The following is a 21,061-nucleotide window of genomic DNA, read 5'->3' as shown; positions in this document are numbered from 1 at the left end:
CGGGGCTCACCCCCCGGAGCCGTCTCAGCATCCGAGAGACGTGTCCACCGTCGCGACCGCGGCGACATCCTTCAATGCGCGAAAGCCATTGTTTCTCAATGACATTCGTGGAGAGCGGCGCATCTTCACCATCGGACGGCAATGCCTGTCGGCACGGGCAGAGTGATTTCGTCCTGTCACAAAGGGTCAGTGCCCACGCCGTCGTCACCCCGTCATCCCGGACGGACTGCTCTCTCGATCAGGGGGCGAGGGCTGCGCCGGCCGACCGACCCTCGCGCGGGCGGGATGGGTATGGCACCGTGACAGCCGAGACCGTATGCCGTGCAGGAGGTGCCGCCGTGAGGCTCAGTCACAGCCAGGTGCTCGACGCACCCATCGAGCACGTGTGGGCCAACTTCATGGACCTCGAGGTCGTCGGTCGGTGCTTCCCCGGCGCGACCGTCACGGAGGTCGAGGGCGACGACTTCGTCGGCAACATCCGCTCGCGCCTCGGCCCACTGACCGTCTGGTTCGACGGCGCAGGTTCGCTGACCGAGCGACTCACCGACACCCACCGGGCGAGGATCGAGGCCACCGGCCATGAGCGGCACGGGCTCGGCAAGGCGACGATCGCCGTCGCGGTCGTGCTCTCGCAGGCCGAGGGCCACACCGAGGAGCGACCGGCCACCCGCGCCCGGATGACGACCGACCTCCACTTCTACGGCTCGGCGCTCGAGGTCGGCCGGGGTCTCGTGCAGCGGGCGTCGGACCCCCTCGTCGAGCGCTTCCTCCATCGCATGGCGAGCCCCGACGCCGCCACCGCGCCGGGTGAGGACGACGGCGACGCGGTCGACCTGTGGAGGTCGGCGACCGACCTGCTCGGCTCCTTCACGGGCCGTCGGCGTCGTCGCTCGTGACCGCTCGATGAAGGTCGCCGTCGTCGGCGCGAGCGGCTACGTCGGCTCCCGCCTCGTGCCCGAGCTGCTGCGACGCGGCCACGACGTCGTGGCCACCCACCACCGGAGCCCCTCGAGCGCATACCCCTGGTCGGGAGACGTCGAGTGGCGGCGCGTCGACGTGCACGACGAGGCGGCGGTCGTGGCGGCGCTGCACGGCGTCGATGCGATCTGCTACCTCGTGCACGGGCTCGATGACGCCGACTTCATGCGGCTCGACCGGCAGGCGGCCGACAACGTCGCGTATGCCGCGGGCGTCGTCGGCGCCACCCGCCTCGTCTACTTCTCCGGCATCGTGCCGGACCTGCCGCCCGAGGAGCTGTCCGACCACCTGCTCTCTCGGCTCGAGGTCGAGCAGATCCTCGCGACGGCCGACACGTCCGTGCTCACCCTGCGCGCGTCGATGGTCGTGGGAGCCGGATCGACGAGCTTCGAGGTGATGAGGCAGACGTCGCAGCGGCTCGGCGTCGTGCAGACGGTGCCGGCCTGGATGGGCAGCTCGGTCATCCAGCCGGTGTCGGTCACCGATGCCGTGTACTACCTCGCCGAGGCGATCGAGCGCGCCGAGGTCACCGGGCACCTCGACGTCGTGGGGCCCGATCCACTCAGTTACATGGCGCTGCTGCGCACGTATGCCCGCGCCGCCCGCCTGCGTCGCGTGCAGGTGCCCGTGTGGCTCGCCCCGGTCGACGTCGTCGCGCGGGTCGCCGGTCGCCTCGTCGACGTGCCGGCACCGGTCGTCGAGTCCCTCATCCCGAGCCTCGGGCACGACATGGTGGCCGAGCGCGACGCAGCCGACGTGCTCGGTGAGCCGGTCGGCGGCCGGCTCACCGTGGCCGAGGCGATCCGACGGTCGCTCGCGACGCCCCGCGCGTCGGCGTCGAGCACTGACGGGGAGGACGGCCCGACGGACGGCGCCGCCGTGGGAGGCGACCCGCAGGCGCCGTCGGTGGGCGACCCCGCCTGGGCGCGTGACCGCTCCGTCCTCGACTGGCTCCGCAGCGCCCTCCCCGGCGGCTGACCCGTCCCGCCAGTCGAGTGCCCACGTCCCGACGCACGTGACCGGGCACCCGAGGCTGGGGATGGCTCGGTCTCCGCGTCACGGCATACGGCATGCTGGTCACTACGCAGCACCGACCTCCGGAGGACAGCATGACCGAGAACCCCGTCCCGCCGCCCCCGCGCGAGATCCCGGCGGGGTGGTACCCGGACCCCGAGGGCACGCCGCAGTCCCGCTACTGGGACGGCGACTCCTGGACCGAGCAGGTCGGCCCCCTCCTGCCGCAGGCGCAGGCACCGTCGGCGCCGACCATCTCCGCCGCCTTCGTCCCGGTGACGCACGACGCCTCCGGCAACCCGGTGAGCGACCGCTCCCGGCTGGCCGCCGCGCTGCTCTGCTTCTTCGTCGGCGTGCTCGGGGTGCACCGCTTCTACGTCGGCAAGGTCGGCACGGGAGTGCTCCAGCTGGTCACCTTCGGCGGCCTCGGCATCTGGGCCCTCATCGACCTCATCCTCATCCTCGTGGGCACCTTCCGCGACAAGCAGGACCGGGTCCTGCTCAACTGGTGACCCAGGTGCCCGGCTGAGGTCCTCCCGGCCGGGCCGCCTCCACCCGATCGCGTATGCCGTGCAGCATCTTGCGCGTCATGACCGCGCTGCCAGCCGCCAGCGGTTCGACGATGAACCGCGACGCGGGCGTCGTGTAGCCGTAGCGCTCCCGCACGATGAGGCGCGTGCGCAGTCCGGGGTGTCGCCGCACGACGAAGGCCCACGTGAAGTCGTAGGGCGGCGCCGGCTCCCCCGGCCTGGCCCGGCCGTCGACGACGAGGCTGTGACCAGGGTTGAACTCCGCGACGACGAGGGCGAGCTTCGGGTGCAGCCGGAACGGGTCACCGACCTGCACGTCCTGCCACTCGGGGTGGATCCGATCGGCGCTCTCGATCTCGCAGCCGACGAGGTTCTCGAGCCGGTCGTAGCTGTAGAAACCGCCCCGGCCCTGGCCGAGCTGGGCGACCCATGGCCAGACCCGGTCCGGGGTGGCACCGATCGTCACGGCGCGGGTCGCGACGAGGTCTGCGGCCGGTAGGAGGTCGTCACCGGGCAGGGTCTCGACCGGCTCGCCGCCGGAGGCACCGTAGTGCAGGTAGGTCCACCGGAAGGTCCAGGCCCCGAACGCCGCAGCGGCCGCAGTGCCTCCGATGAGTCCGGCACGCGTCAGCTGCCGGACGCGGTCCGGCGTCGCGTGCTCCTGCTCTGGCATGCCCCCATCGTGTCACCAACCGGTGCCCACCGGACCCACACCCCGAGGCGCGCAGGGCGGTGGGGTGTCTGTGGCCATGGCTACGATCGGCGGGTGAGCGCCAGAGCTGCCGTCGTCGAAGCCCCAGGTCCGTCCGGGGTCCGGGAGGTGCGCGTCTCCAGCCCCGACCGGGTCCTCTGGCCCGCGGCCGGCATGGCCGACGGCCAGCCGGTCACGAAGCTCGACCTCGCGGCATACCTCGTGGCGGTGGGCGAGCCCCTGCTGAGGGCACTCGGCAACCGGCCGGTCACCCTCCAGCGCTTCCCCGAGGGCATCGAGGGCGAGGAGTTCTTCTCGAAGAACCCGCCCAAGGGGGTGCCGGACCACACGCGCACCGTCATGTGCACGTATCCCTCGGGCCGCAGGCACCCGCAGCTCGTCATCGACGAGGTCGCGGATGCCGTCTGGGCCGCGCAGATGAACACCATCACCTTCCACCCGTGGCCCGTGCGCACCGACGACGTCGACAAGCCCGACGAGCTACGCATCGACCTCGACCCCCAGCCGGGCCGCACGTTCACGGATGCGGTCGAAGCGGCATACGCCCTGCGCGAGGTGATGGCCGAGATCGGGCTCACGGCGTGGGCGAAGACGTCCGGCAACCGCGGGGTGCACGTCTATGCCCGCGTGGCACCGACGCACGAGTTCCTCGACGTGCGCCACGGCGTCATCGGCATCGCGCGTGAGCTCGAGCGGCGGCTGCCCGACCTCGTCACGACGTCGTGGTGGAAGGAGGAGCGCGGCGAGAAGATCTTCGTCGACTTCAACCAGGCCTGCCGCGACCGCACGATCGCGTCGGCCTACTCACCGAGGCCCCTGCCCGGCGCGCCGGTGTCGACGCCGGTGACGTGGGAGGAGCTCGGGTCGGTCGACCCCAAGGAGCTGACCCTGCGCACGGTGCCCAGCCTCGTGGCCGAGCGCGGCGACGCGTGGGAGGGCATCGACGACGCGGTGGGAGACGTCGCCGCGGCCCTCGCGTTGTGGGACCGCGACGTGTCGGAGCGGGGGCTCGGCGAGCTCAACTTCCCGCCCGACTACCCCAAGATGCCCGGCGAGCCCCCGCGGGTGCAGCCGAGCAAGCGCCGCACCGACAAGGCCGACGCCGACTACATGGCGCCCAAGGCTGAGCGCGATGCCGACCTGCGCAGCACCTGGCGTATGCCGGTCGTCCCCCCGGTGTCGCCCATGCTGGCGAAGCCGGTCAAGGACTTCTCGGCGGTCAGGGCCGACGTGATCTACGAGCCGAAGTGGGACGGCTTCCGGTCGATCATCTTCCGGTCGGGCGATCTCGTCGAGATCGGTTCGCGCAACGAGAAGCCGATGACCCGCTACTTCCCCGACGTCGTCGAGGCGGTGCTCGCGAACTTCCCCGAGCGAGCCGTCATCGACGGCGAGATCGTGCTCGTGTCGCCGTCCTCCGGTGACCGGCTCGACTTCGACCTGCTGCAGCAGCGCATCCACCCGGCCGCCTCCAGGGTGAAGAAGCTGGCGGCGGAGACTCCGGCGTCGTTCGTCGCCTTCGACCTGCTCGCCCTCGGCGACGAGGACTACCGGGGCCGACCCTTCGCGGAGCGGCGAGCGGCGCTCGAGAAGGCCCTGGCCGGCGCGGCGGCGCCCATCCACCTGACCGCAGCGACGGCCGACCGCGACGTGGCGAAGGGCTGGTTCACGCAGTTCGAGGGGGCCGGGCTCGACGGGGTGATCGCCAAGCCCGTCGACATCGCCTACGAGCCGGACAAGCGGCTGATGTTCAAGATCAAGCACGAGCGCACCGCCGACTGCGTCGTCGCCGGCTACCGGGTCCACAAGAGCGGGCCCGACGCCATCGGCTCGCTCCTGCTCGGCCTCTACGGCCCGGACGGCAAGCTGGCCTCGGTCGGCGTCATCGGCGCCTTCCCGATGGCCCGGCGCAAGGAGCTCTTCGAGCAGCTGCAGCCACTCGTCGCCGAGTGGGAGGAGCATCCGTGGAACTGGGCGGCGCCGTCGGAGGAGGAGGGCGGTGTCCGCACGCCGCGGTCGTCGGAGTACTCCCGCTGGAACAACCAGAAGGACCTCTCCTTCGTGCCGCTCCGCCCCGAGCGCGTCGTCGAGGTGCGCTACGACCACATGGAGGGCACCCGCTTCCGCCACACGGCCCAGTTCGTGCGGTGGCGCGAGGACCGCACGCCCGAGTCGTGCACCTTCGAGCAACTCGACGAGCCGGTCAGCTATGACCTCGCCGACGTGCTGTCAGCCGGCGGGGCCGGCTGAGGCGAAAGCCGGCGGGGCCGGCTGAGGCGACTTGGAGGCCCCGTCAGCGGTGCCGGGCCGGACGATGGTGGTGGCGGTCGGCGGCCTCGCGCAGCTGAGAGATGACCTTCTCCTCGGCGTCGTTCAGCGCGGCCTTGGTGTCGGTCAGCTCGGACATCCCGATGAGCGTCGGCAGGCCGCTCACGCAGAGCTCGATCGAGGTGCGCATGCCGGGGTTGCCGCGCTCCTTGACCCGCAGGCCGATGTAGACCTTCGACGGGTCGAACCGCTCGAGGTGGTGGAAGAGCTGGGTCAGGGTGCGCTCGATGAACGGGAGATCGTCCTCGTGGTATCCGTCTTCGAGTCGGACGCGCTCCATGAAGAGGGCCGGAGTGCTCATTGCTGGCTCCTTTGCCGCATGGACACCGGTGTCGGCGTCACCCGAATTCTATCGAGCCGACCTGCGGGCCAGCCTGTGACGAGCCGGTGAGAGTGCTCACGCGCCAGACCGGACACCCCGTCGCGAAAGGGGCACGACCGGCGCCCATCGCGAGGTCGCGGGGCGCCGGCCGGTGGCGTCGGAGGCCGTGTGCAGGCTGGCGTGGTCAGGGGACGATGACCGCCCTCCCCCGCACCGTGCCCACGTGCATCCGGGCTTTCGCCATCGTCCTCCTGGTGTCTCGCGCGAGGGCGTCAGGCCTGCTGGACCGTGTAGACGACGGTCTGCACGTGGATCATGCCGTCCTTGAAGATGAACGTGTCGATGCCGTTGTCGACCTTGCGTCCGCCTCCCGTCGCCTTCCACTCGAGGTAGAGCACGTCGTCGGCGAACGTCTGGTCGAGCTCCCACTGCGCCTGCGGGACGTCGCTGAGCAGCTGGGTGAAGACCTCGCGGGCACCGTCCTTGCCGCGGTAGACCTTGCGCTGAACGACGAGGATCGCGTCGTCGGCGTAGTCCGCGATGATCTCCTCGAGGTCCTCGGCCCCGAGCGACTGGCCGTGGTGCGCGAATACTTCCTCCGGGGTGCGTGCCATGGGGCTCGCCTGCCTTCTCTGTGTCGTGTGGTCCGGTTCCCCTGGCTCCTCGAGTCTGCTCGCGCGGTCGAAGCGTTGTCCATGACGCCCGTCACGTCTCGGCGACTGCGACACTCCGAGGATGAAGCGCTCGCCCTACCTCGTCGCGCTCGGAGCGCTCCTGCTGCTCGGCGGCCTCATCTGGACGGCGCAGGGGCTCGGGCTCATCGGTCCCGGCACGGGCGCCGGAGCGGAGTCGGGCACCACGGTCTGGGCCGTCCTCGGCCCGGTCATCGCGCTCGGTGGCCTCGCGCTCCTCATCTGGCCGCCCCGCCGCCGCTGACCCGCCGCTGACCCGCCGCTGACGCGCCGGTGACCCGGGCGCGGGCACTTGGGCTCGCTGACGACGGAGCACGAGGCGCGTCACAGCTCGCGGTGCACCTGCGCCTGCGGGTGTGGGAGCTGGTGCACGTGCTGGTGCACGTGGAGGCGGATGGACGGGTCGGCGACGAGCTCCTCCCCGTGACGATAGAGGCGCGCCAGCGGCACGGCGTGCTCAGGGGCCTCTCCGAGGGCGTGCTCGGCGAGCATGACGTGCGGGCGCTCGACGAAGCGCCCCGCCACGGGCCCGTCGGGTGCGACCATCGGGTCTGCCGGCTCCTCCGCCCACGCGATGACGAGCTGCACCCGTCCGTGGCTCTCGCGCACGACCGAGCTCGCATCGAGGCTGCGCCGCTCCGTCAGGACGATCTCGCGGCCGAGCACGTCGATCGCAAACCCGGGTGCGACGTGCACGGTGTTCCGGTCGACCGTGACCTCGAGGCCCAGGGCGATGCCGTCGCCGTGCAGGGCTCGGTTGTGCAGCCACAGCCGCTCGCGCGCTTGCACCTGCTCGGCGGCGAGGTCGCTCGCCGTCAGCGTCCGCCCCGGGAAGTAGTTGACCCTGCTGCGCTCGCCCGTCGGCTCCCACATAGCTCGCTCCTCCACGTCGTCCACGTCTCTTCTCCCCTCATCGTCGCCCCTCACCCGGAGGACGTCTGCGGTATGCCGCCCTCCCGCGCGAACCCACGTATCACCGATTTGTCCCGACCCCACTGATCTGGCATGAGCCACGGAAGCGCCGATGCCGGCCTGACCACACCACAGTCCACGTTCTACGACGAGGGTCGCTTCGGGCGCATGTTCCCGTCGCTGCCGGCGTTCTCCGCCGACACGCCCTCGATCCGGGCCGCGCTCAGGGAGCTGGGCAAGCCGGGCGGCCTCATGGATGCCGGCGACAACCTCGCCGACCCGATCGCCCTCATCGTCGACCCCGCGCTCAACGCCGGGAACCCGAACAACCCCACGATGACAGCGGGCTTCACGTTCCTCGGGCAGTTCCTCGACCACGACATGACCTTCGACCCGACCTCGAGCCTCGCGAGGCGCCAGGACCCCGAGTCGATCCGTAACTTCCGCATCCCTGCGCTCGATCTCGACAGTGTCTACGGCGGCGGCCCGGGCGTCAGCCCCGCGCTCTACGACCAGACCGTCGACGGGGGCCGCACGACCTTCCTCGTCGAGGAGATCCCCGGGGCCGCGGCCCGCAGCTGCGACGGGCAGCCGCGCCACGACGTGCCGAGGAACAGCCAGAACGTCGCCCTCATCGCAGACCCCCGCAACGACGAGAACCTCATCGTGTCGCAGCTGCAGCTGGCACTGCTCCGCTTCCACAACGCCGTGCTCGCGGACGTCAAGGCCGACCTCGGCCCGGCCTACACCCTCGAGGAGACCTTCGCCGAGGCCCAGCGCGTCGTGCGCTGGCACTACCAGTGGCTCATCGTCCACGAGTTCCTGCCGGCGACGATCGGGGCGGCGCTGACCGACGACATCCTGACGCACGGGCGCTCCTTCTACTCCTGGCGCAACGCGCCCTACATCCCCGTCGAGTTCTCCGTCGCCGCGTATCGCTTCGGCCACTCGCAGGTGCGGCCCAGCTATCGCGGCAACTTCGGCACGGACGCCGCCGATGCCACGACGCAGTTCTTCGCCCTCTTCTTCAAGCCGGGCGACCCGAACCCGGCCGACCCCGACGACCTGCGCGGCGGCTGCCGGGCGTCACGGCGCTTCGTCGACTGGCAGACCTTCTTCGACTTCGGCGACGGCCGGGCCCGCCCGAACAAGCTCATCGACACCAGGCTGTCGAGCATCCTCTTCCACCTCATGGGCCAGGCCACCGCCACGCCGGACTCGCTCGCCACCCGCAACCTCCTGCGCGGCCTCACGATGGCGGTGCCGTCCGGCCAGTCGGTCGCCAAGGCGATGACGCTGCCACCGCTGGCCCCGGCAGACCTCGCGGACCTCGCGCCGTTCCATCTCGAGAAGCGAACTCCGTTGTGGTTCTACATCCTGCGCGAGGCGGAGGTGCAGGCGGCGGGTCAGCACCTCGGTGCCGTCGGCGGGCGCATCGTCGGCGAGGTCATCCTCGGCCTCCTCCAGGGCGACAGCCAGAGCTACCTCAACCAGGACCCCGAGTGGACGCCCACCTACGGCACGTCCGCCGGCTTCGGCATGACGGACCTTCTGTCCAAGGCTGGAGTCGTGGGCACGCTGTGACCCACGCTCCTTGTGCCGCAGTCCCGTTCGCCCACGAGGTATGCCGTCCGGCGGGCTCAGGGCAGACGGCCTCCGTGCCGCGGCAGTAGCGTTCGACCATGGAGCCACGCGACGAGCTCACCACCCTGATCACCGGCCTGCGCCGCTCGGCCGCCCTCAGCGTGGCGGCCGAGCTCGGCATCTCCGACGAGATCGCGGACGCACCCCTGTCGATCGCGGTGCTGGCCACCCGCGTCGGCGCCGACGGGGACACGCTGCACCGGCTCATGCGCGTGCTCGTCGCGCTCGGCGTCTACACCGAGACCGCCGACGGGCGCTACGCCAACACGACCGTCGGCGAGTGCCTGCGTTCGGACGCGCCCGGCTCGCTGCGCCCCCTGGCCCGCACCTTCCAGGACCCCGCGACCTGGGCTGCCTGGGGCCACCTCGCGCACAGCGTACGCACCGGGGAGAACGCCTTCGAGGCCCTCCAGGGTGTCGACGTCTGGTCCTACCGGGGATCCCACCCCCAGGCCAACGCCGTCTTCAACGCCACCATGGCGTCGCTGACGTCGCGGATGGCGACCGCCGTGGCCTCGGCCCACGACTTCGCCGGGCTCTCCACCGTCGTCGACGTCGGCGGCGGCGACGGTGTGCTGCTCGCGGCTGTCCTCGAGCAGCACGAGCACGTGAGCGGCACGGTCTTCGACCTTCCTCAGGCCCTGCCGTCGGCCCCGCCGGAGGGCTCTAGCGCGTCCGTCGCCGCCCGGTGGTCCGCTGTGAGCGGGGACTTCTTCGAGTCCGTCCCCGCCGCCGACGCCCACCTGCTCAAGAAGGTGCTGCACGACTGGTCGGACGAGCAGTGCGTGCTCATCCTCACCACCTGCCGCCGCAGCCTCAACCCGGGAGGCGTGGTGCTCGTCGTCGAGTCGCTGCTCGACCGGCCCGGCCACGAGGTCGAGGCCGCGCTCTCCGACCTCAACATGCTCGTCATGCCCGGTGGGCGTGAGCGGACGACGGAGGAGTACGCCGCCCTCTTCGCCACCGCCGGGCTCCGCCTCGCCCGCGTCCTCGAGACCCCGACGGAGGTCGTCGTCCTCGAAGGTGTCGTCGACGCCTGACGCGCGCGCAGACCTGCTCCTCGACGTCCCGACCCCGCGTCGAGGTGGGCCGCCCCGCCCGGCCCGCCACACGGCATACGGAATCGGCGGCGGGTCTGGATCGGCGGGCGCCCAGGGTGTAGGCAGGGACATGGGCGCGGCTCCCGCGTCCCCCCACCGAGGAGGACCCATGGCCACACTCGACAGCGCCCAGCTGCTTGCCGCCCTCGAGCCGACGGTGGAGGAGAACCTCAACCGGCACCTCGCGGCGGCCCAGGAGTGGATGCCGCACGAGTACGTGCCGTGGTCGCAGGGGCGTGACTTCCTCGAGCTCGGCGGCGAGCCGTGGTCGGTCGAGCAGTCGCAGCTCTCCCCCATCGCCCGCACCGCGCTCGAGGTCAACCTCCTGACCGAGGACAACCTCCCGAGCTACCACCGCGAGGTCGAGCGAGCCTTCGGCCGCGACAGCGCGTGGGGCACGTGGGTCAACCGGTGGACGGCCGAGGAGGGGCGGCACGCCTTCTGCATCCGCGACTACCTGCTCGTCACCCGCGGCGTCGACCCCGACGAGCTCGAGCGCGCCCGCATGGAGACGATGGAGACCGGCTACGACTCGGGCGACAAGCCCCTACTCAACGTCTGCGCCTACGTCTCCTTCCAGGAGCTCGCGACGCGCGTCTCGCACCGCAACACCGGCCGCTACACGGAGGAGCCGATCGCCGAGAAGCTGCTGACGCGCGTGGCCAAGGACGAGAACCTCCACATGATCTTCTACCGCAACATCGTGCAGGCGGCGCTCGAGATCACGCCGAGCCAGACGATGCGCGCCATCACCGACGAGGTCGTCAGCTTCCAGATGCCGGGAGCGATCATCCCGGGCTTCGGGCGCAAGGCGGTGCAGATGGCGATGGCCGGCATCTACGACCTGCGCATCCACCACGACGACATCGTCGCGCCGCTGCTGCGCCAGTGGGGCATCTGGGACCTCGAGGGGCTCGACGCCGAGGGCGAGCAGGCCCGTGAGCAGCTCGCCGCCACGGTCGCTGCGCTCGACGAGGAGGCGTCGCGCTTCGTCGCGCGCCGCGAGGAGATGGCCGCGAAGAAGGCCGCGCGCCAAAGCAGCTGAGCGCACAGCAGAATCCGGACGGATCCTGCTCAGAGTCGGACACATCGGCTGAGTAGATCGACTCAATCGCGGCCTCTTCCGTATCCAGCGCCACAGCCGACCTCTCTTTGGGTTCACACACCTCGCACCCAAGGAGATTCGCCACCATGTCACAGCTCACCCTCGACCGGCCCGGCACCGACGTCACCCCGTCGCAGCCCACCGGCCTGACCGCCACGGTCACCCACGCCGTCGGCCTCCTGCAGCGCCTGCTCGACCGATACAGCGTCGGCTTCCTGCAGGTCAGCCTCGGCCTCGTCTTCCTCGGCTTCGGCGCGCTCAAGTTCTTCCCCGGCCTCAGCCCTGCCGAGGACATCGCGGCGGCCACCATCGACCGCCTGACCTTCGGCCTCGTCGGTGGTCACACCGCCGTGCTGCTGACGGCCGTCCTCGAGACCTTCATCGGCCTCACGCTCGTGACGGGCAAGCTCGTCCGGGTCGGGCTCGTCGTGCTGGCCGGCGCGTTCGTCGGCATCCTGTCGCCGCTCGTCCTCTTCACCGACGAGCTCTTCCCGCACGGCCCGTCGCTGCTGGGGCAGTACGTCCTCAAGGACATCGTCCTCGTCGCCGCCGCACTCGTCGTCGCCGCCGGCGCCCTCGGGTCGCGGCTGCGCTCCGACGCGAGCTCCGGCCCGGACGCCTGAGCCGTCCGATACCACCACAGCTGAAGGAAAGACCATGATCGACAGCAACGCAGGGCGCTACGACGCCCCGTGGGACTACACCCCCGGCGGCCTGTTCACGGCGAAGGGTGAGACCCACCGCTTCCCGGCACCCGTCCACCTCCGCATCGACCGCGTCCGCGAGGAGCGCGCCTACGCGCAGCGAGAGCTCGCCGCCTCCAACCGTCGCACCGCTCGCCGCATCGGCGCGGTGGCCGTCGCGGTCCTCGTCCTCCTGGCCGCTCTCGGCACCGTCTACCTGACCGGGATCGACTCGGGGGCAGGCACCTTCACCCAGCTGTGGGCCCTCGAGGGCGCCGTCGTGCTGGCGGTCGTGGCGTTCGTCGGGGTGCTCCGCCACAGCAGCACGTCACACAGCCGGCTCGCCGCCCGGGCCCGCCTCTACGACGTGCGCCTCACGGAGCTGCACCAGCAGGTGCAGCGCGAGCGCGCCCACCGGGGCACAGCCCAACCCGCCTGACCCACCCCATCGCCGCCCCAACGCACCCTGGGGCACCCAATCGAAAGAGCAGTTCGTCGCCATCGAGTACGCCCGCGCGGTCGCGTGGGAGGGCGACGAACTGCTCTTTCGATTGGAGGTGCCGACGGGCTGCTCTCTCGATTGGGGGGAGGTTGCCGACGGAGTGCTCTTTCGATTCAGGAGAGGATCGCGTGGGCGCGCTGCGCGCCCGGGGTGCGCACGAGGTCGGCACCGATCCGGTCCAGCCGCTCCCGACCCAGGCCCTCCAGCGCGAGCAGACGCGCTGCGGCTGCAGCGATCTCGTCGGAGGTCGCGGCGTTCGGGTCGAGCGCCTCGCCGATGCCTGCCTGCTCGATCGCGGCCGCACCGGCGAACTGGTCGGTCGACAACGGCAGGAGCAGCAGCGGCACCGCCGAGGTGAGCGCCTCGGTCACGCTGTTGTTGCCGCCGTGGGACACGGCGAGGGCGGAGCGGCCGAGCAGGCGCACCTGCGGCAGCGTCTCGCGCACCAGCCACGACGCCGGCAGCTCACCCAGGGCCTCGCGTGGGGTTGAGCCCAGAGCGAAGGCGACGCGAATGTCGATGTGCCGCAATGCTTCTGCCACCCTGGCGAGCACGTCTGACCGCACGGACAGGAAGCTGCCGAGGCTGACGTAGGCGATCGGCTCGGCGCTCTCGGAGAGCCAGTCCTCGACCTGCGGGTCACGCGCCTCGGTGCGCACGGCCGAGCCGAGGAAGGCGTGCGGAGGAAGCAGGGCCGTGCGCTCGGCGTCGTGCAGCTCTCCGGGGTAGTTGAGCAGCACGACGTCGCCCGTCTCGGCGAAGGCGTCGACGCTCGGCGTGCAGCCTGGCGCCAGCGTCTCGAGCGCGGAGTTCCACTGTGCCGTGAAGGAGTCGCGCACCTTGACACACAGGCGATGCAGGTCGGCGAGCGCCGCCGGGTCGGGCACGATGGCCCGCGGGAAGGCGGGCGGGAAGCCGTAGACCTCGTCGCCGACGGTCAGCGCCGACGGGTGACCGAGCACGACGTCGGCGTGGTGCACGCCCGAGCTCGCGAGCGCCAGGCGCGCGCTGAAGGCGAGGTGGTCGACGATGACGTGGTCAGGTCGCACCTGGGCGACGATGCGCTGCACGTCGCGCGCGACCGTGACCGGGTCCCACAGCAAATCGTCGCCACGGGCCTCGGCCTGGAAGGCCAAGGTCTCGACGGCGCCGCGGCGAGTCGCATCGAAGAAGCCCCGGAGCGAGTCGTCCTCGCCCTTCGGCTGCTCCTCCGCGCGGATGACGCCAGGGTTCGAGCCGCGGCCGAGGCGCAGGTCGACGCGCTCGAGGCCGAAGTCGCGCACGATCCCCGACGTCGCCGGCCCGGTCGCCACGACGACCCGCTCCCCCGCCTCGTGCCACGCGGTGGCGAGTGTCACGAGCGGGTAGAGGTGGGAGGCGTAGTCGGGGCTGATGACGAGCAGGGTCACGACGCCCGGCCCCCCGCTGCCGTATGCCGTCCGGCCGCGACCCGCTCGTAGACCTCCGCGAGCGAGGCCGCCATCGTGTCGATGCCGAAGCGGTCGCGCACGGTCGCCATCGTGCGCTCGGCGGTCGAGTCGGCCTCGGGTGCGGAGGCGAGGTCGAGCGCCGCCACGACCGCTGCCGCGAGGGCCTCGGGCGAGGCGGTGTCGGCGAGAACCCCCGTCTCGCCGCTGGTCACGTAGGTCGCCGGGCCGCCGTTGCCGGGGGCGACGACGACGAGGCCGGCCGCCATCGCCTCGAGGATCGCGATGCCGAACTCCTCCTTGAGGCTCGCCGAGACGTAGACGCCGTGCGGCGCCGCTGTCTCGCCGCGGCCGTGCCGGGTCGCGGCGAGCCAGGCCGTCACCGTGCCGTTGGGGCGGTGACCGGCGAGCAGCAGTCCGGCGTCCGCGGCCGAGTCGGTCGGGATGACCGACTCGATGAGATCGAGCTGGCCCCGCTCGTCGTCGTTGGGCTCCTCGAGGTCGCCGCCCACGAGCAGCAGGTTGCAGCGCGAGGACAGATCGGGACGCGAGGCCCACGCCGCCACGAGCGTGGCCATGCCCTTGACGGGGTGCAGCCGGCCGACGGAGATCGCGAGGGGCAGGCCGCGGCGTTCGGCCGGCAGGGTGCCCAGCAGCTCGTCGAGCTCGGCGAGCGCCGGGCTCGCAGGCGCGGTCGCCCCGTCGGCGCCCTCGTCGCCGGGTTGCGTGCCGGTCGCATCCTCGATCGCCGCGTCGACGGCCGGGAGGTTGATGCCCTCGGGCACGACCGAGAGGTGCAGCGTCTCGTCGTCGGTGTCGATGCCGAGCAGGTCGCGCAGGTCGTGCTCGAGCTCGGGGCGGGGGAAGACGACGACGTGGTCGGCGCGGCGCGCGAGCTGGCGCAGCAGGCTGTCGCGGAAGACGAGGTGCTCGACCTCGTCCGCGTCACCGACGTTCGACCGGGTCAGCTCGCCCGTCTCCTCCCGCGCCGCGACGAGCGCGTGCGGGTCGGGGGCGAGGGTCAGCACGAGCGGCACCCCGAGCTCGTGGGCGGCCGAGGCCGCCGCGAGCGACCCGACGTCGGCCATCCGCAGGTGCAGGGCATCCACCTGACCCGCGACCCGGAGCACCCGACGGATGCCGCGACGCGCCGCCACCCACAGCGGCCAGGCGCGAGCGGCCTGGGGGGCGGGCCCCCACAACGGCACGGACAGGTAGTGGTGACCGGGCTTGGCCACGTCGGCGAGGGCGGTCAGGGCAGCCGCCGAGCGCCCGCGCGAGAGGGTGAGCACCCGGCATACGGGCGGGTCGGCGCGCAGGAGTGCGTCACCGAGGTGCACGAGCAGCGTCGCGATGCCGCCGGTGTCGCCGCGACCGGCGTGCGTCAGCGCGCCGTCGATGTCGGCGTGGAGGAAGAGCTGGGCGACCGTGCGGTCGCCGTCGACCCGCGTCGTGGACTGCGGCTCGGCGAGGGAGCGCAGGTCATCGAGCGCAAGCTGCGCGACCGGTGCGAGGGAGCTCTGCTGCGACGCCAGCATGATGAGCACGCTCGTCGTCGTCGCCGAGGGCGTGAAGCCCTTCTCGCGGCGCTCCCGGGTGGGCGGCGGGTCGCCGAGGGCCGCGATGGCCGTCGCACGGGTCGTGAGGTCCTCGAGGTCGCCGACCGCGACGGCGCGCAGGAGCGCCTGGGTGGCATCACCCGGCACGAGGCCGAGGGTCTCGACGAGACGTGCCCGGGCGGCGGTCACGGTCGTGGTCGCCAGGCCTCGGGCGACGGCGACACGGACGTCGTCGGGGGTGCGCAGCGCCCAGGACTCGAGCGTGCGCTGCGCGAGCATGCCGCGGAAGTCGCCCGCGATCACGGCCTCGATGAGCAGGGGCAGCGCCCTGGGCAGCATCTCGCACCCCCCGAGGGCCCAGACCGCGTGGTCGCGCAGGTAGGACGGCCCCTCGCGCAGGACGGTGAGCAGGGCCGACCCCGCGCGCTCGTGGCGCACCCCGCCGAGCGCCAGGACGGCGCCGATGGCCGCGAGCTGGTCCTTCGGGTCGAGGATGGCCGAGAGCAGCACCCGCACCGTCGCAGCGGTGTCGTTCGCGTCCGCCGAGGCGGCGGCTGCATCCGAGAGATCCTCGATCGATCGCATTCCTTCGAGCAGCGACGGCGCGTTGCGCACGCCGTCGAGTGCCACCCGGGTCGTCCCGGCACTCATCGTCGCGCGTTCCATGGTCGGCCCATACCCAACGGCCGACGGCACCGGTCGAGCACGATCGTCAGGGGGTTGGCGTGATGCGCAGGACGACCCGGTCGCTGTTGCCCCACCTCAGCACCCACTCGACGATGCTGAAGATCCGGAACTCGAGACCGTACTTGCCCTCGAGGCGACGGCTGACCGCCTCGGAGGCGGCGGAGTCCGTGATGATCTCGGCGGTCCCCTCGACGAGCGGCGCCCCGGCGTCGACCTTGCCGCGGCGGTCGCACGCCTGCAGCGTCACACGCGGGTCGTTGCGGATCCGCTTCAGCTTGCCCGCACCGGCGGGCGTGCTCACGACGAGCGCCCGTCCGTCGGGGAGCACCCAGACGGGGGTGGGGACCGGCTCGCCGGAGCGGCGGAAGGTCGTCAGCGAGACGAATCGCTCGTGACCGAGGTCTGCGAGGACAGGAGTTTGCGCCATGGTGCGCTACGTACCCGATCGACGCACGCGGCCCGCGGCAGATCTCACCGGCGAGGGGCGGTGGGGCGGTCCGGCATCCGATCGGTGCGGGTTCGACCACGTTCGTCCCCTGGATCGAGGTGATGCCGACCCCCGAGTGGGGGTCGGCATCACCTCGGATCGGCAAGGGGTGGCTGCTAGAGGAGGTCGGTGAGCTCGGAGCTCGCGGCCTCGCGCACCGCGCCCATCGCATCGACGGCGGTGCGCGACTCCCGGGCGATCTGCGCCAGCCGCTGGCACTCTGCCTCGGTGTGCAGCGACAGGGCGAGGCGCACGACTGGCACCTTGCTCGGTGCCATCGACAGGCTCGTGACGCCGAGGCCGACGAGCACGAGCGCGAGCAGCGGGTCACCGGCCGACTCGCCACAGACCCCGATCGGGCGCTCGACGGTGCGAGCACCCTCGCAGGCGATCCCGACGACGTCGAGCACCGCCGGCTGCCACGGGTCGAGCAGGTCCGACAGCGCGCCCTGCATGCGGTCGGCGGCCATGGTGTACTGCGCGAGGTCGTTCGTGCCGAGGGAGCCGAAGTCGACCTCGCCGAGCACGTCGCGGGCCCGCAGGGCCGCGCCCGGCACCTCGATCATCACCCCGGCCTTGGGCAGACCGTTCTCCCGCACCCTGCGGGCGAACCATGCCGCCTCCTCGGCCGTCGCGACCATGGGGGCCATGACGCGGACGTCGGCGCCGGTCTCGCGAGCCGCGATGGCGAGCGCCTCGAGCTGGGCGTCGAGCAGGTCGGGCCGCTCGGCCGACAGGCGCAGGCCGCGCCGGCCGAGGGCGGGGTTCTCCTCCGGCCCGAGGTCGGCGAACTTCAGCGGCTTGTCGGCGCCGGCGTCAAGGGTGCGCACGACGACGCGACGCCCCTCGAAGGGGGCGAAGACGTCGCGGTAGATCTGGGTCTGCTCCTCGACCGTCGGCGCCTTGGTCGCGGAGAGGTAGACGAACTCGGTGCGGAAGAGGCCCACACCCTCGAGGTCGAGGGCGCCCGCGGCGACGGCGTCGTCGACGCCGCCGATGTTGGCGAGCAGCGCGACGGCGAGCCCGTCGCTCGTCGCGCCGGCCCCGGAGAGCCGGCCGAGCGCCTCGGTGCGGCGCGCTGCCCGCGCCCGCTGCTGCTCGACGAGCTCGAGGTCGGGCTCGATCGTCACCTCGCCGGTGTCGCCGTCGAGCGCCACGTGCGTGCCGGGCTCGAGGGTGGTCGCCCCGGCGAGCTGGACGACCGCGGGGATGCCCATCTGCGCAGCGAGGATCGCGGTGTGGCTCGTGCGCCCACCAGCCTCGGTGATGATGCCGACGACCAGGGCCCGGTCGAGCGTCGCCGTCTCGGCGGGCGCGAGGTCCTCGGCGACGACGACGCTCGGGTCGGTGAAGTGCGGCACGCCCGGCGCCGGCACGCCGAGCACCGCGGCGACGGCGCGGGAGCCGACGTCGCGCAGGTCGGCCACCCGCTCGGCGAAGTAGCCGCCGAGCGCCTCGAACTGCGCGGCATACTGCTCGATGGCCCCCGCGATGGCGCCCGCCCGCCCCTTGCCCGCCTCGAGCTGCTTGGCGGCAGCCTTGACGAGGCCCTTGTCGCGGGCGATGAGGGCGGTCGCCTTGAGGATCTGCTGCGCGGTGTCCTCGACGCGGGTGGCCCGCTCCTCGAGAGACACCGCGACAGCCTCGAACGCGGCCTTGACGTCGCCGAGCGCCGCCTCCTGGTCATCGACCGGCGGCTCGTCGGCCGGCGGACGGACCGGTGGCGCGACCTGCACCACCGGGCCGTATGCCGTGCCCGGGCTGACGCCGATGCCCTGGCGCGTCTCAGGGCCCGCTCCGGACTCGGGACCGGACTCGACGCCGGACTGGGCGCTCGGCTCCGTCGTGGCCACGGCTCTTACTCCGCGTCGAGGTCGCGCGACAGGAGCGCGACGAGCGAGTCGAGCGCCTCGTCGGCGCCGTCACCCTCGGCGGTCAGGACGACCTCCTCGCCGTACTTGGCCCCGAGGGCCATGACACCGAGGATGCTCGTCGCGTCGACGGGGTCCTCGCCCGGCTTGGCGATCTCGACGTCGAGGCCGGTGTTGCTCGCGGCTTCGACGAAGAGGGCAGCCGGTCGGGCGTGCAGGCCCACCGACGAGGCGATGGTGACGGTGCGGGTTGCCATGGGACGTGCTCCTTCGTTGGATGCGGTTCGTGCGTCTGATGGGTCGAACGTCAGGGCTGGCCCTGATCAGACCGTAGCGGTCGCGTCGACCTCTGCAAGGTGGGTGTCTCGCGACTTGAGGGCGACGACGATCGTGGCCATGACGAGCACGCCGGCCACGAGGGCGAGCAGGAAGAGCAGGAAGTTGCCGATGAGCGGCAGCACCCAGATTCCTCCGTGGGGGGCGCGGAGCGTCGAGCCGAAGAGCATGACCAGCGCCCCGGTGACGGCCGAGCCGACGACCGAGCTCGAGATGACGCGCACCGGGTCGACGGCCGCGAACGGGATCGCTCCTTCGGAGATGAACGAGGCTCCCAGCAACCAGGCTGCCTTGCCGTTCTCTCGCTCCGGCTCGGAGAAGAGCTTGGGGCGGACCGACGTGGCGAGAGCCATCGCGAGCGGGGCGACCATGCCGGCTGCCATGACGGCGGCCATGATCTTCAGCTGGGGCGCGTCGGTCGCGGCACCCGCGGCGGCGAGACCGGTCGTGGCGAAGGCGTAGGCGACCTTGTTGACCGGGCCACCGAGGTCGAAGCCCATCATCGCGCCGAGGATGATGCCGAGGATGATCGCGCTGGCGCCCGACATGCCGGTCAGCCAGCTGTTGAGGGCGTCGGTGAGGGCCTTGATCGGACGGCCGAGCACGGTGATGAAGAGGCCGATCGAGATGAAGGAGGACAAGAGCGGGATGACGACCACGGGCATGATGCCCCGCACGCCCTTGGCGACCTTCCAGTTCGACACCCACCGGGCGACCAGGCCGCCCAGGATGCCGGTGACGAGACCGCCGAGGAAGCCGGCGCCCATCGTCGCTGCGACGGAGCCTCCGACGATGCCGGGCACGAGGCCGGGGCGGTCCGCGATGGCGAAGGCGATGAAGCCGGAGAGGATCGGCACGAGGAAGCCGAACGACGCGGCACCGATGACGAAGAGGAGCGCGGCCCACGACGTCAGGCTCGTCACGCTGAAGTTCTGCGCGATGTTGTACTGGTCGGTCGAGGTGAGGTTGTACTTCACGATCTCGATGGGGCCCTCCTCACCGAGGGCGACCTGCGAGAGCATGAAGGACAAGGCGATGAGGATGCCGCCGGCGGCGACGAACGGGATCATGTAGGAGACACCGGTCATCAGCCACTGCCGGATGCGCGTGCCGAGGCCCGCGCCCTCCTCGACCTTCGAGACGAGGGAGCCACCGGACGCGCCCCCGGCGGCAGCCGCGGCTGCCGCGGCCTTGCTCGGGTCGTTGCGCCACTCGGCGGCGAGGGCCTCGGCCTGGGCGACGAGCGCCGGCGCCTCGGAGATGCCCTTCTTGACGCCGACGTCGACCGTCGGCTTGCCGGCGAAGCGTCCGGCGTCCTTGACGGGCAGGTCGTGGGCGAAGATCACGGCGTCGGCAGCGGCGATCTCGGCCGCGGTCAGCGGCTTCGAGCCGGCCGAACCCTGCGTCTCGACCTTCATCGTGTGGCCGGCCGCCTTGGCGGCGTTCTCGAGGCCCTCGGCCGCCATGTAGGTGTGCGCGATGCCGGTCGGGCACGAGGTGACGCCGACGAGGTTGAGCGAGCGCGGAGCATCCGCGAGCGGAGCGGTTTCCGCGGCGGCCGTGCCCGTGGCTAGTCCGGCGCCCACCTCGGCGGCATGGGCCATCCGGCCCTCCGCCGGTGCGGCGACGGGCTGGTCGAGCTCGACCTCGGCGCTGACGATGCGCACGACCTCGGCCTCGGTCGTCGCGGCGGCGAGGGCGGCCTTGAAGTCCTTCTTCATGAGGGCGCGGGCGAGCTTGGGGAGCATCTGCATGTGGGCGTCACCGCCGCCCTCGGGGGCCGCGATGAGGAAGATCAGCGTCGCGGGGCCGTCCTTGGCGCCCCAGTCGATGCCGTTCGCGGAGCGGCCGAAGACGAGCGAGGGCTCGGTGATCGCCGTGCTGCGGGCGTGGGGGATGCCGATGCCTCCGGGCAGTCCGGTCGCCATCGTCTCCTCGCGCTTGCGCACGTCGGCGATGAAGGTGTCGAGGTCGGTGCAACGGCCGGAGGCGACGAGTCGCTCCCCGAGCAGTCGCGTCGCCTCGTGGCGGTCGGCACCGGTGAGGTCGAGGACGACCTGCTCTTCGGTGATGAGGGACATGTGGGTTCCTTTCCGGAGGATCACAGAGCCGGGACGGTTCGGATCAGTTGGTGTTCAAAGCAGTTGGTGTTCAAAGCAGTTGGTGTTCAAA

The 21,061-nt window shown here is 71.8% G+C and carries 20 protein-coding genes; 10 read left to right on the top strand and 10 right to left on the bottom strand.

The annotated features are described in order from the left end of the window. Positions 1 to 338 precede the first annotated feature (338 nt). The 3 genes from FBY41_RS23555 to FBY41_RS23210 all read left to right on the top strand — a co-directional run bounded on the left by FBY41_RS23555 (position 339) and on the right by FBY41_RS23210 (position 2,504). Positions 339 to 896, top strand: coding sequence for a CoxG family protein (locus FBY41_RS23555; protein WP_185749231.1), 558 nt, complete (start codon positions 339 to 341; stop codon positions 894 to 896). Positions 897 to 903: 7 nt separating this feature from the next. Further along, positions 904 to 1,956, top strand: a complete 1,053-nt coding sequence (locus tag FBY41_RS23215; RefSeq protein ID WP_141847706.1) for an NAD-dependent epimerase/dehydratase family protein — start codon at positions 904 to 906, stop codon at positions 1,954 to 1,956. Between the two features lie 131 nt (positions 1,957 to 2,087). Further along, the gene (locus FBY41_RS23210) at positions 2,088 to 2,504 is read left to right on the top strand and encodes an NINE protein (protein WP_141847704.1); all 417 of its coding nucleotides are present in this window, start codon (positions 2,088 to 2,090) and stop codon (positions 2,502 to 2,504) included. On the opposite strand, the gene FBY41_RS23205 is transcribed toward FBY41_RS23210, so the two are convergent. Beyond that, positions 2,494 to 3,195 carry an SRPBCC family protein gene (locus FBY41_RS23205; RefSeq protein ID WP_141847702.1) on the bottom strand — a complete coding sequence of 234 codons (702 nt, stop codon included), beginning with the start codon at positions 3,193 to 3,195 and terminating at the stop codon, positions 2,494 to 2,496. The genes FBY41_RS23210 and FBY41_RS23205 overlap by 11 nt on opposite strands. 93 nt (positions 3,196 to 3,288) lie before the next feature. Here FBY41_RS23205 and FBY41_RS23200 point away from each other — a divergent pair, with 93 nt between their 5' ends. Beyond that, positions 3,289 to 5,484, top strand: a complete 2,196-nt coding sequence (locus FBY41_RS23200) for an ATP-dependent DNA ligase (protein WP_141847700.1) — start codon at positions 3,289 to 3,291, stop codon at positions 5,482 to 5,484. A 43-nt stretch (positions 5,485 to 5,527) separates the two neighbouring features. Here FBY41_RS23200 and FBY41_RS23195 read toward each other — a convergent pair whose 3' ends face one another. Together FBY41_RS23195 and FBY41_RS23190 are read right to left on the bottom strand one after the other, a co-directional pair. Continuing rightward, positions 5,528 to 5,863, bottom strand: a complete 336-nt coding sequence (locus FBY41_RS23195; protein WP_141847698.1) for a hypothetical protein — start codon at positions 5,861 to 5,863, stop codon at positions 5,528 to 5,530. Positions 5,864 to 6,156: 293 nt separating this feature from the next. Continuing rightward, positions 6,157 to 6,498, bottom strand: a complete 342-nt coding sequence (locus FBY41_RS23190) for a nuclear transport factor 2 family protein (RefSeq protein WP_141847696.1) — start codon at positions 6,496 to 6,498, stop codon at positions 6,157 to 6,159. Positions 6,499 to 6,619: 121 nt separating this feature from the next. Between FBY41_RS23190 and FBY41_RS23185 the strand changes: the two genes are divergently transcribed. Next, positions 6,620 to 6,820 carry a hypothetical protein gene (locus FBY41_RS23185; protein WP_141847694.1) on the top strand — a complete coding sequence of 67 codons (201 nt, stop codon included), beginning with the start codon at positions 6,620 to 6,622 and terminating at the stop codon, positions 6,818 to 6,820. Between the two features lie 80 nt (positions 6,821 to 6,900). Here FBY41_RS23185 and FBY41_RS23180 read toward each other — a convergent pair whose 3' ends face one another. Beyond that, positions 6,901 to 7,473: a hypothetical protein gene (locus FBY41_RS23180; RefSeq protein ID WP_141847692.1), complete on the bottom strand. Its 573-nt coding sequence runs from the start codon at positions 7,471 to 7,473 to the stop codon at positions 6,901 to 6,903. Between the two features lie 108 nt (positions 7,474 to 7,581). Between FBY41_RS23180 and FBY41_RS23175 the strand changes: the two genes are divergently transcribed. From FBY41_RS23175 to FBY41_RS23155, 5 genes are all read left to right on the top strand, one after another. Further along, positions 7,582 to 9,072 carry a peroxidase family protein gene (locus FBY41_RS23175; protein ID WP_141847690.1) on the top strand — a complete coding sequence of 497 codons (1,491 nt, stop codon included), beginning with the start codon at positions 7,582 to 7,584 and terminating at the stop codon, positions 9,070 to 9,072. A 98-nt stretch (positions 9,073 to 9,170) separates the two neighbouring features. After that, positions 9,171 to 10,172, top strand: coding sequence for a methyltransferase (locus FBY41_RS23170; RefSeq protein WP_141847688.1), 1,002 nt, complete (start codon positions 9,171 to 9,173; stop codon positions 10,170 to 10,172). A gap of 169 nt (positions 10,173 to 10,341) precedes the next feature. Further along, positions 10,342 to 11,277, top strand: coding sequence for an acyl-ACP desaturase (locus FBY41_RS23165; RefSeq protein WP_141847686.1), 936 nt, complete (start codon positions 10,342 to 10,344; stop codon positions 11,275 to 11,277). A gap of 146 nt (positions 11,278 to 11,423) precedes the next feature. Next, the gene (locus tag FBY41_RS23160) at positions 11,424 to 11,960 is read left to right on the top strand and encodes a DoxX family protein (RefSeq protein ID WP_221629418.1); all 537 of its coding nucleotides are present in this window, start codon (positions 11,424 to 11,426) and stop codon (positions 11,958 to 11,960) included. Between the two features lie 34 nt (positions 11,961 to 11,994). Then, positions 11,995 to 12,459 (top strand): hypothetical protein, encoded by a 465-nt coding sequence (locus FBY41_RS23155; RefSeq protein ID WP_141847684.1) that lies wholly within the window; start codon positions 11,995 to 11,997, stop codon positions 12,457 to 12,459. 176 nt (positions 12,460 to 12,635) lie between these two features. On the opposite strand, the gene FBY41_RS23150 is transcribed toward FBY41_RS23155, so the two are convergent. From FBY41_RS23150 to FBY41_RS23125, 6 genes are all read right to left on the bottom strand, one after another. After that, a complete protein-coding gene (locus FBY41_RS23150) occupies positions 12,636 to 13,931 on the bottom strand; it encodes a glycosyltransferase (protein WP_141847681.1) in 1,296 nt (431 codons plus the stop codon). Then, positions 13,928 to 16,174 carry a glycosyltransferase gene (locus FBY41_RS23145; protein ID WP_221629417.1) on the bottom strand — a complete coding sequence of 749 codons (2,247 nt, stop codon included), beginning with the start codon at positions 16,172 to 16,174 and terminating at the stop codon, positions 13,928 to 13,930. The genes FBY41_RS23150 and FBY41_RS23145 overlap by 4 nt, the downstream gene beginning before the upstream one ends. A gap of 46 nt (positions 16,175 to 16,220) precedes the next feature. Then, on the bottom strand, positions 16,221 to 16,622 hold the full coding sequence (locus FBY41_RS23140; protein WP_141847677.1) for a PPOX class F420-dependent oxidoreductase: 402 nt from the start codon (positions 16,620 to 16,622) through the stop codon (positions 16,221 to 16,223). Positions 16,623 to 16,798: 176 nt separating this feature from the next. Further along, entirely contained in the window at positions 16,799 to 18,535 is a 1,737-nt protein-coding gene (gene ptsP / locus FBY41_RS23135; protein ID WP_141847675.1) for a phosphoenolpyruvate--protein phosphotransferase, read from the bottom strand. 5 nt (positions 18,536 to 18,540) lie between these two features. After that, entirely contained in the window at positions 18,541 to 18,810 is a 270-nt protein-coding gene (locus tag FBY41_RS23130; protein WP_141822335.1) for an HPr family phosphocarrier protein, read from the bottom strand. Positions 18,811 to 18,876: 66 nt separating this feature from the next. Continuing rightward, complete coding sequence (locus FBY41_RS23125; protein WP_141847673.1) at positions 18,877 to 20,970, bottom strand: PTS fructose transporter subunit IIABC; 2,094 nt, start codon at positions 20,968 to 20,970, stop codon at positions 18,877 to 18,879. Positions 20,971 to 21,061: the final 91 nt, after the last annotated feature.

The sequence above is a fragment of the Humibacillus xanthopallidus genome (assembly GCF_006716675.1).
GTDB classification, from domain to species: Bacteria; Actinomycetota; Actinomycetes; order Actinomycetales; family Dermatophilaceae; genus Humibacillus; species Humibacillus xanthopallidus_B.
This window is presented reverse-complemented; position numbering and strand designations above follow the sequence as displayed.

Bases quoted from the DNA above. Each gene is read 5' to 3' on its own strand.
- FBY41_RS23215 (WP_141847706.1), top strand. From the start codon at position 904: ATGAAGGTCGCCGTCGTCGGCGCGAGCGGCTACGTCGGCTCCCGCCTC.
- FBY41_RS23190 (WP_141847696.1), bottom strand. From the start codon at position 6,498: ATGGCACGCACCCCGGAGGAAGTATTCGCGCACCACGGCCAGTCGCTC.
- FBY41_RS23205 (WP_141847702.1), bottom strand. From the start codon at position 3,195: ATGCCAGAGCAGGAGCACGCGACGCCGGACCGCGTCCGGCAGCTGACG.
- FBY41_RS23175 (WP_141847690.1), top strand. From the start codon at position 7,582: ATGAGCCACGGAAGCGCCGATGCCGGCCTGACCACACCACAGTCCACG.
- FBY41_RS23130 (WP_141822335.1), bottom strand. From the start codon at position 18,810: ATGGCAACCCGCACCGTCACCATCGCCTCGTCGGTGGGCCTGCACGCC.
- FBY41_RS23185 (WP_141847694.1), top strand. From the start codon at position 6,620: ATGAAGCGCTCGCCCTACCTCGTCGCGCTCGGAGCGCTCCTGCTGCTC.
- FBY41_RS23170 (WP_141847688.1), top strand. From the start codon at position 9,171: ATGGAGCCACGCGACGAGCTCACCACCCTGATCACCGGCCTGCGCCGC.
- FBY41_RS23165 (WP_141847686.1), top strand. From the start codon at position 10,342: ATGGCCACACTCGACAGCGCCCAGCTGCTTGCCGCCCTCGAGCCGACG.
- FBY41_RS23125 (WP_141847673.1), bottom strand. From the start codon at position 20,970: ATGTCCCTCATCACCGAAGAGCAGGTCGTCCTCGACCTCACCGGTGCC.
- FBY41_RS23195 (WP_141847698.1), bottom strand. From the start codon at position 5,863: ATGAGCACTCCGGCCCTCTTCATGGAGCGCGTCCGACTCGAAGACGGA.
- FBY41_RS23210 (WP_141847704.1), top strand. From the start codon at position 2,088: ATGACCGAGAACCCCGTCCCGCCGCCCCCGCGCGAGATCCCGGCGGGG.
- FBY41_RS23140 (WP_141847677.1), bottom strand. From the start codon at position 16,622: ATGGCGCAAACTCCTGTCCTCGCAGACCTCGGTCACGAGCGATTCGTC.
- FBY41_RS23160 (WP_221629418.1), top strand. From the start codon at position 11,424: ATGTCACAGCTCACCCTCGACCGGCCCGGCACCGACGTCACCCCGTCG.
- FBY41_RS23145 (WP_221629417.1), bottom strand. From the start codon at position 16,174: ATGGAACGCGCGACGATGAGTGCCGGGACGACCCGGGTGGCACTCGAC.
- FBY41_RS23155 (WP_141847684.1), top strand. From the start codon at position 11,995: ATGATCGACAGCAACGCAGGGCGCTACGACGCCCCGTGGGACTACACC.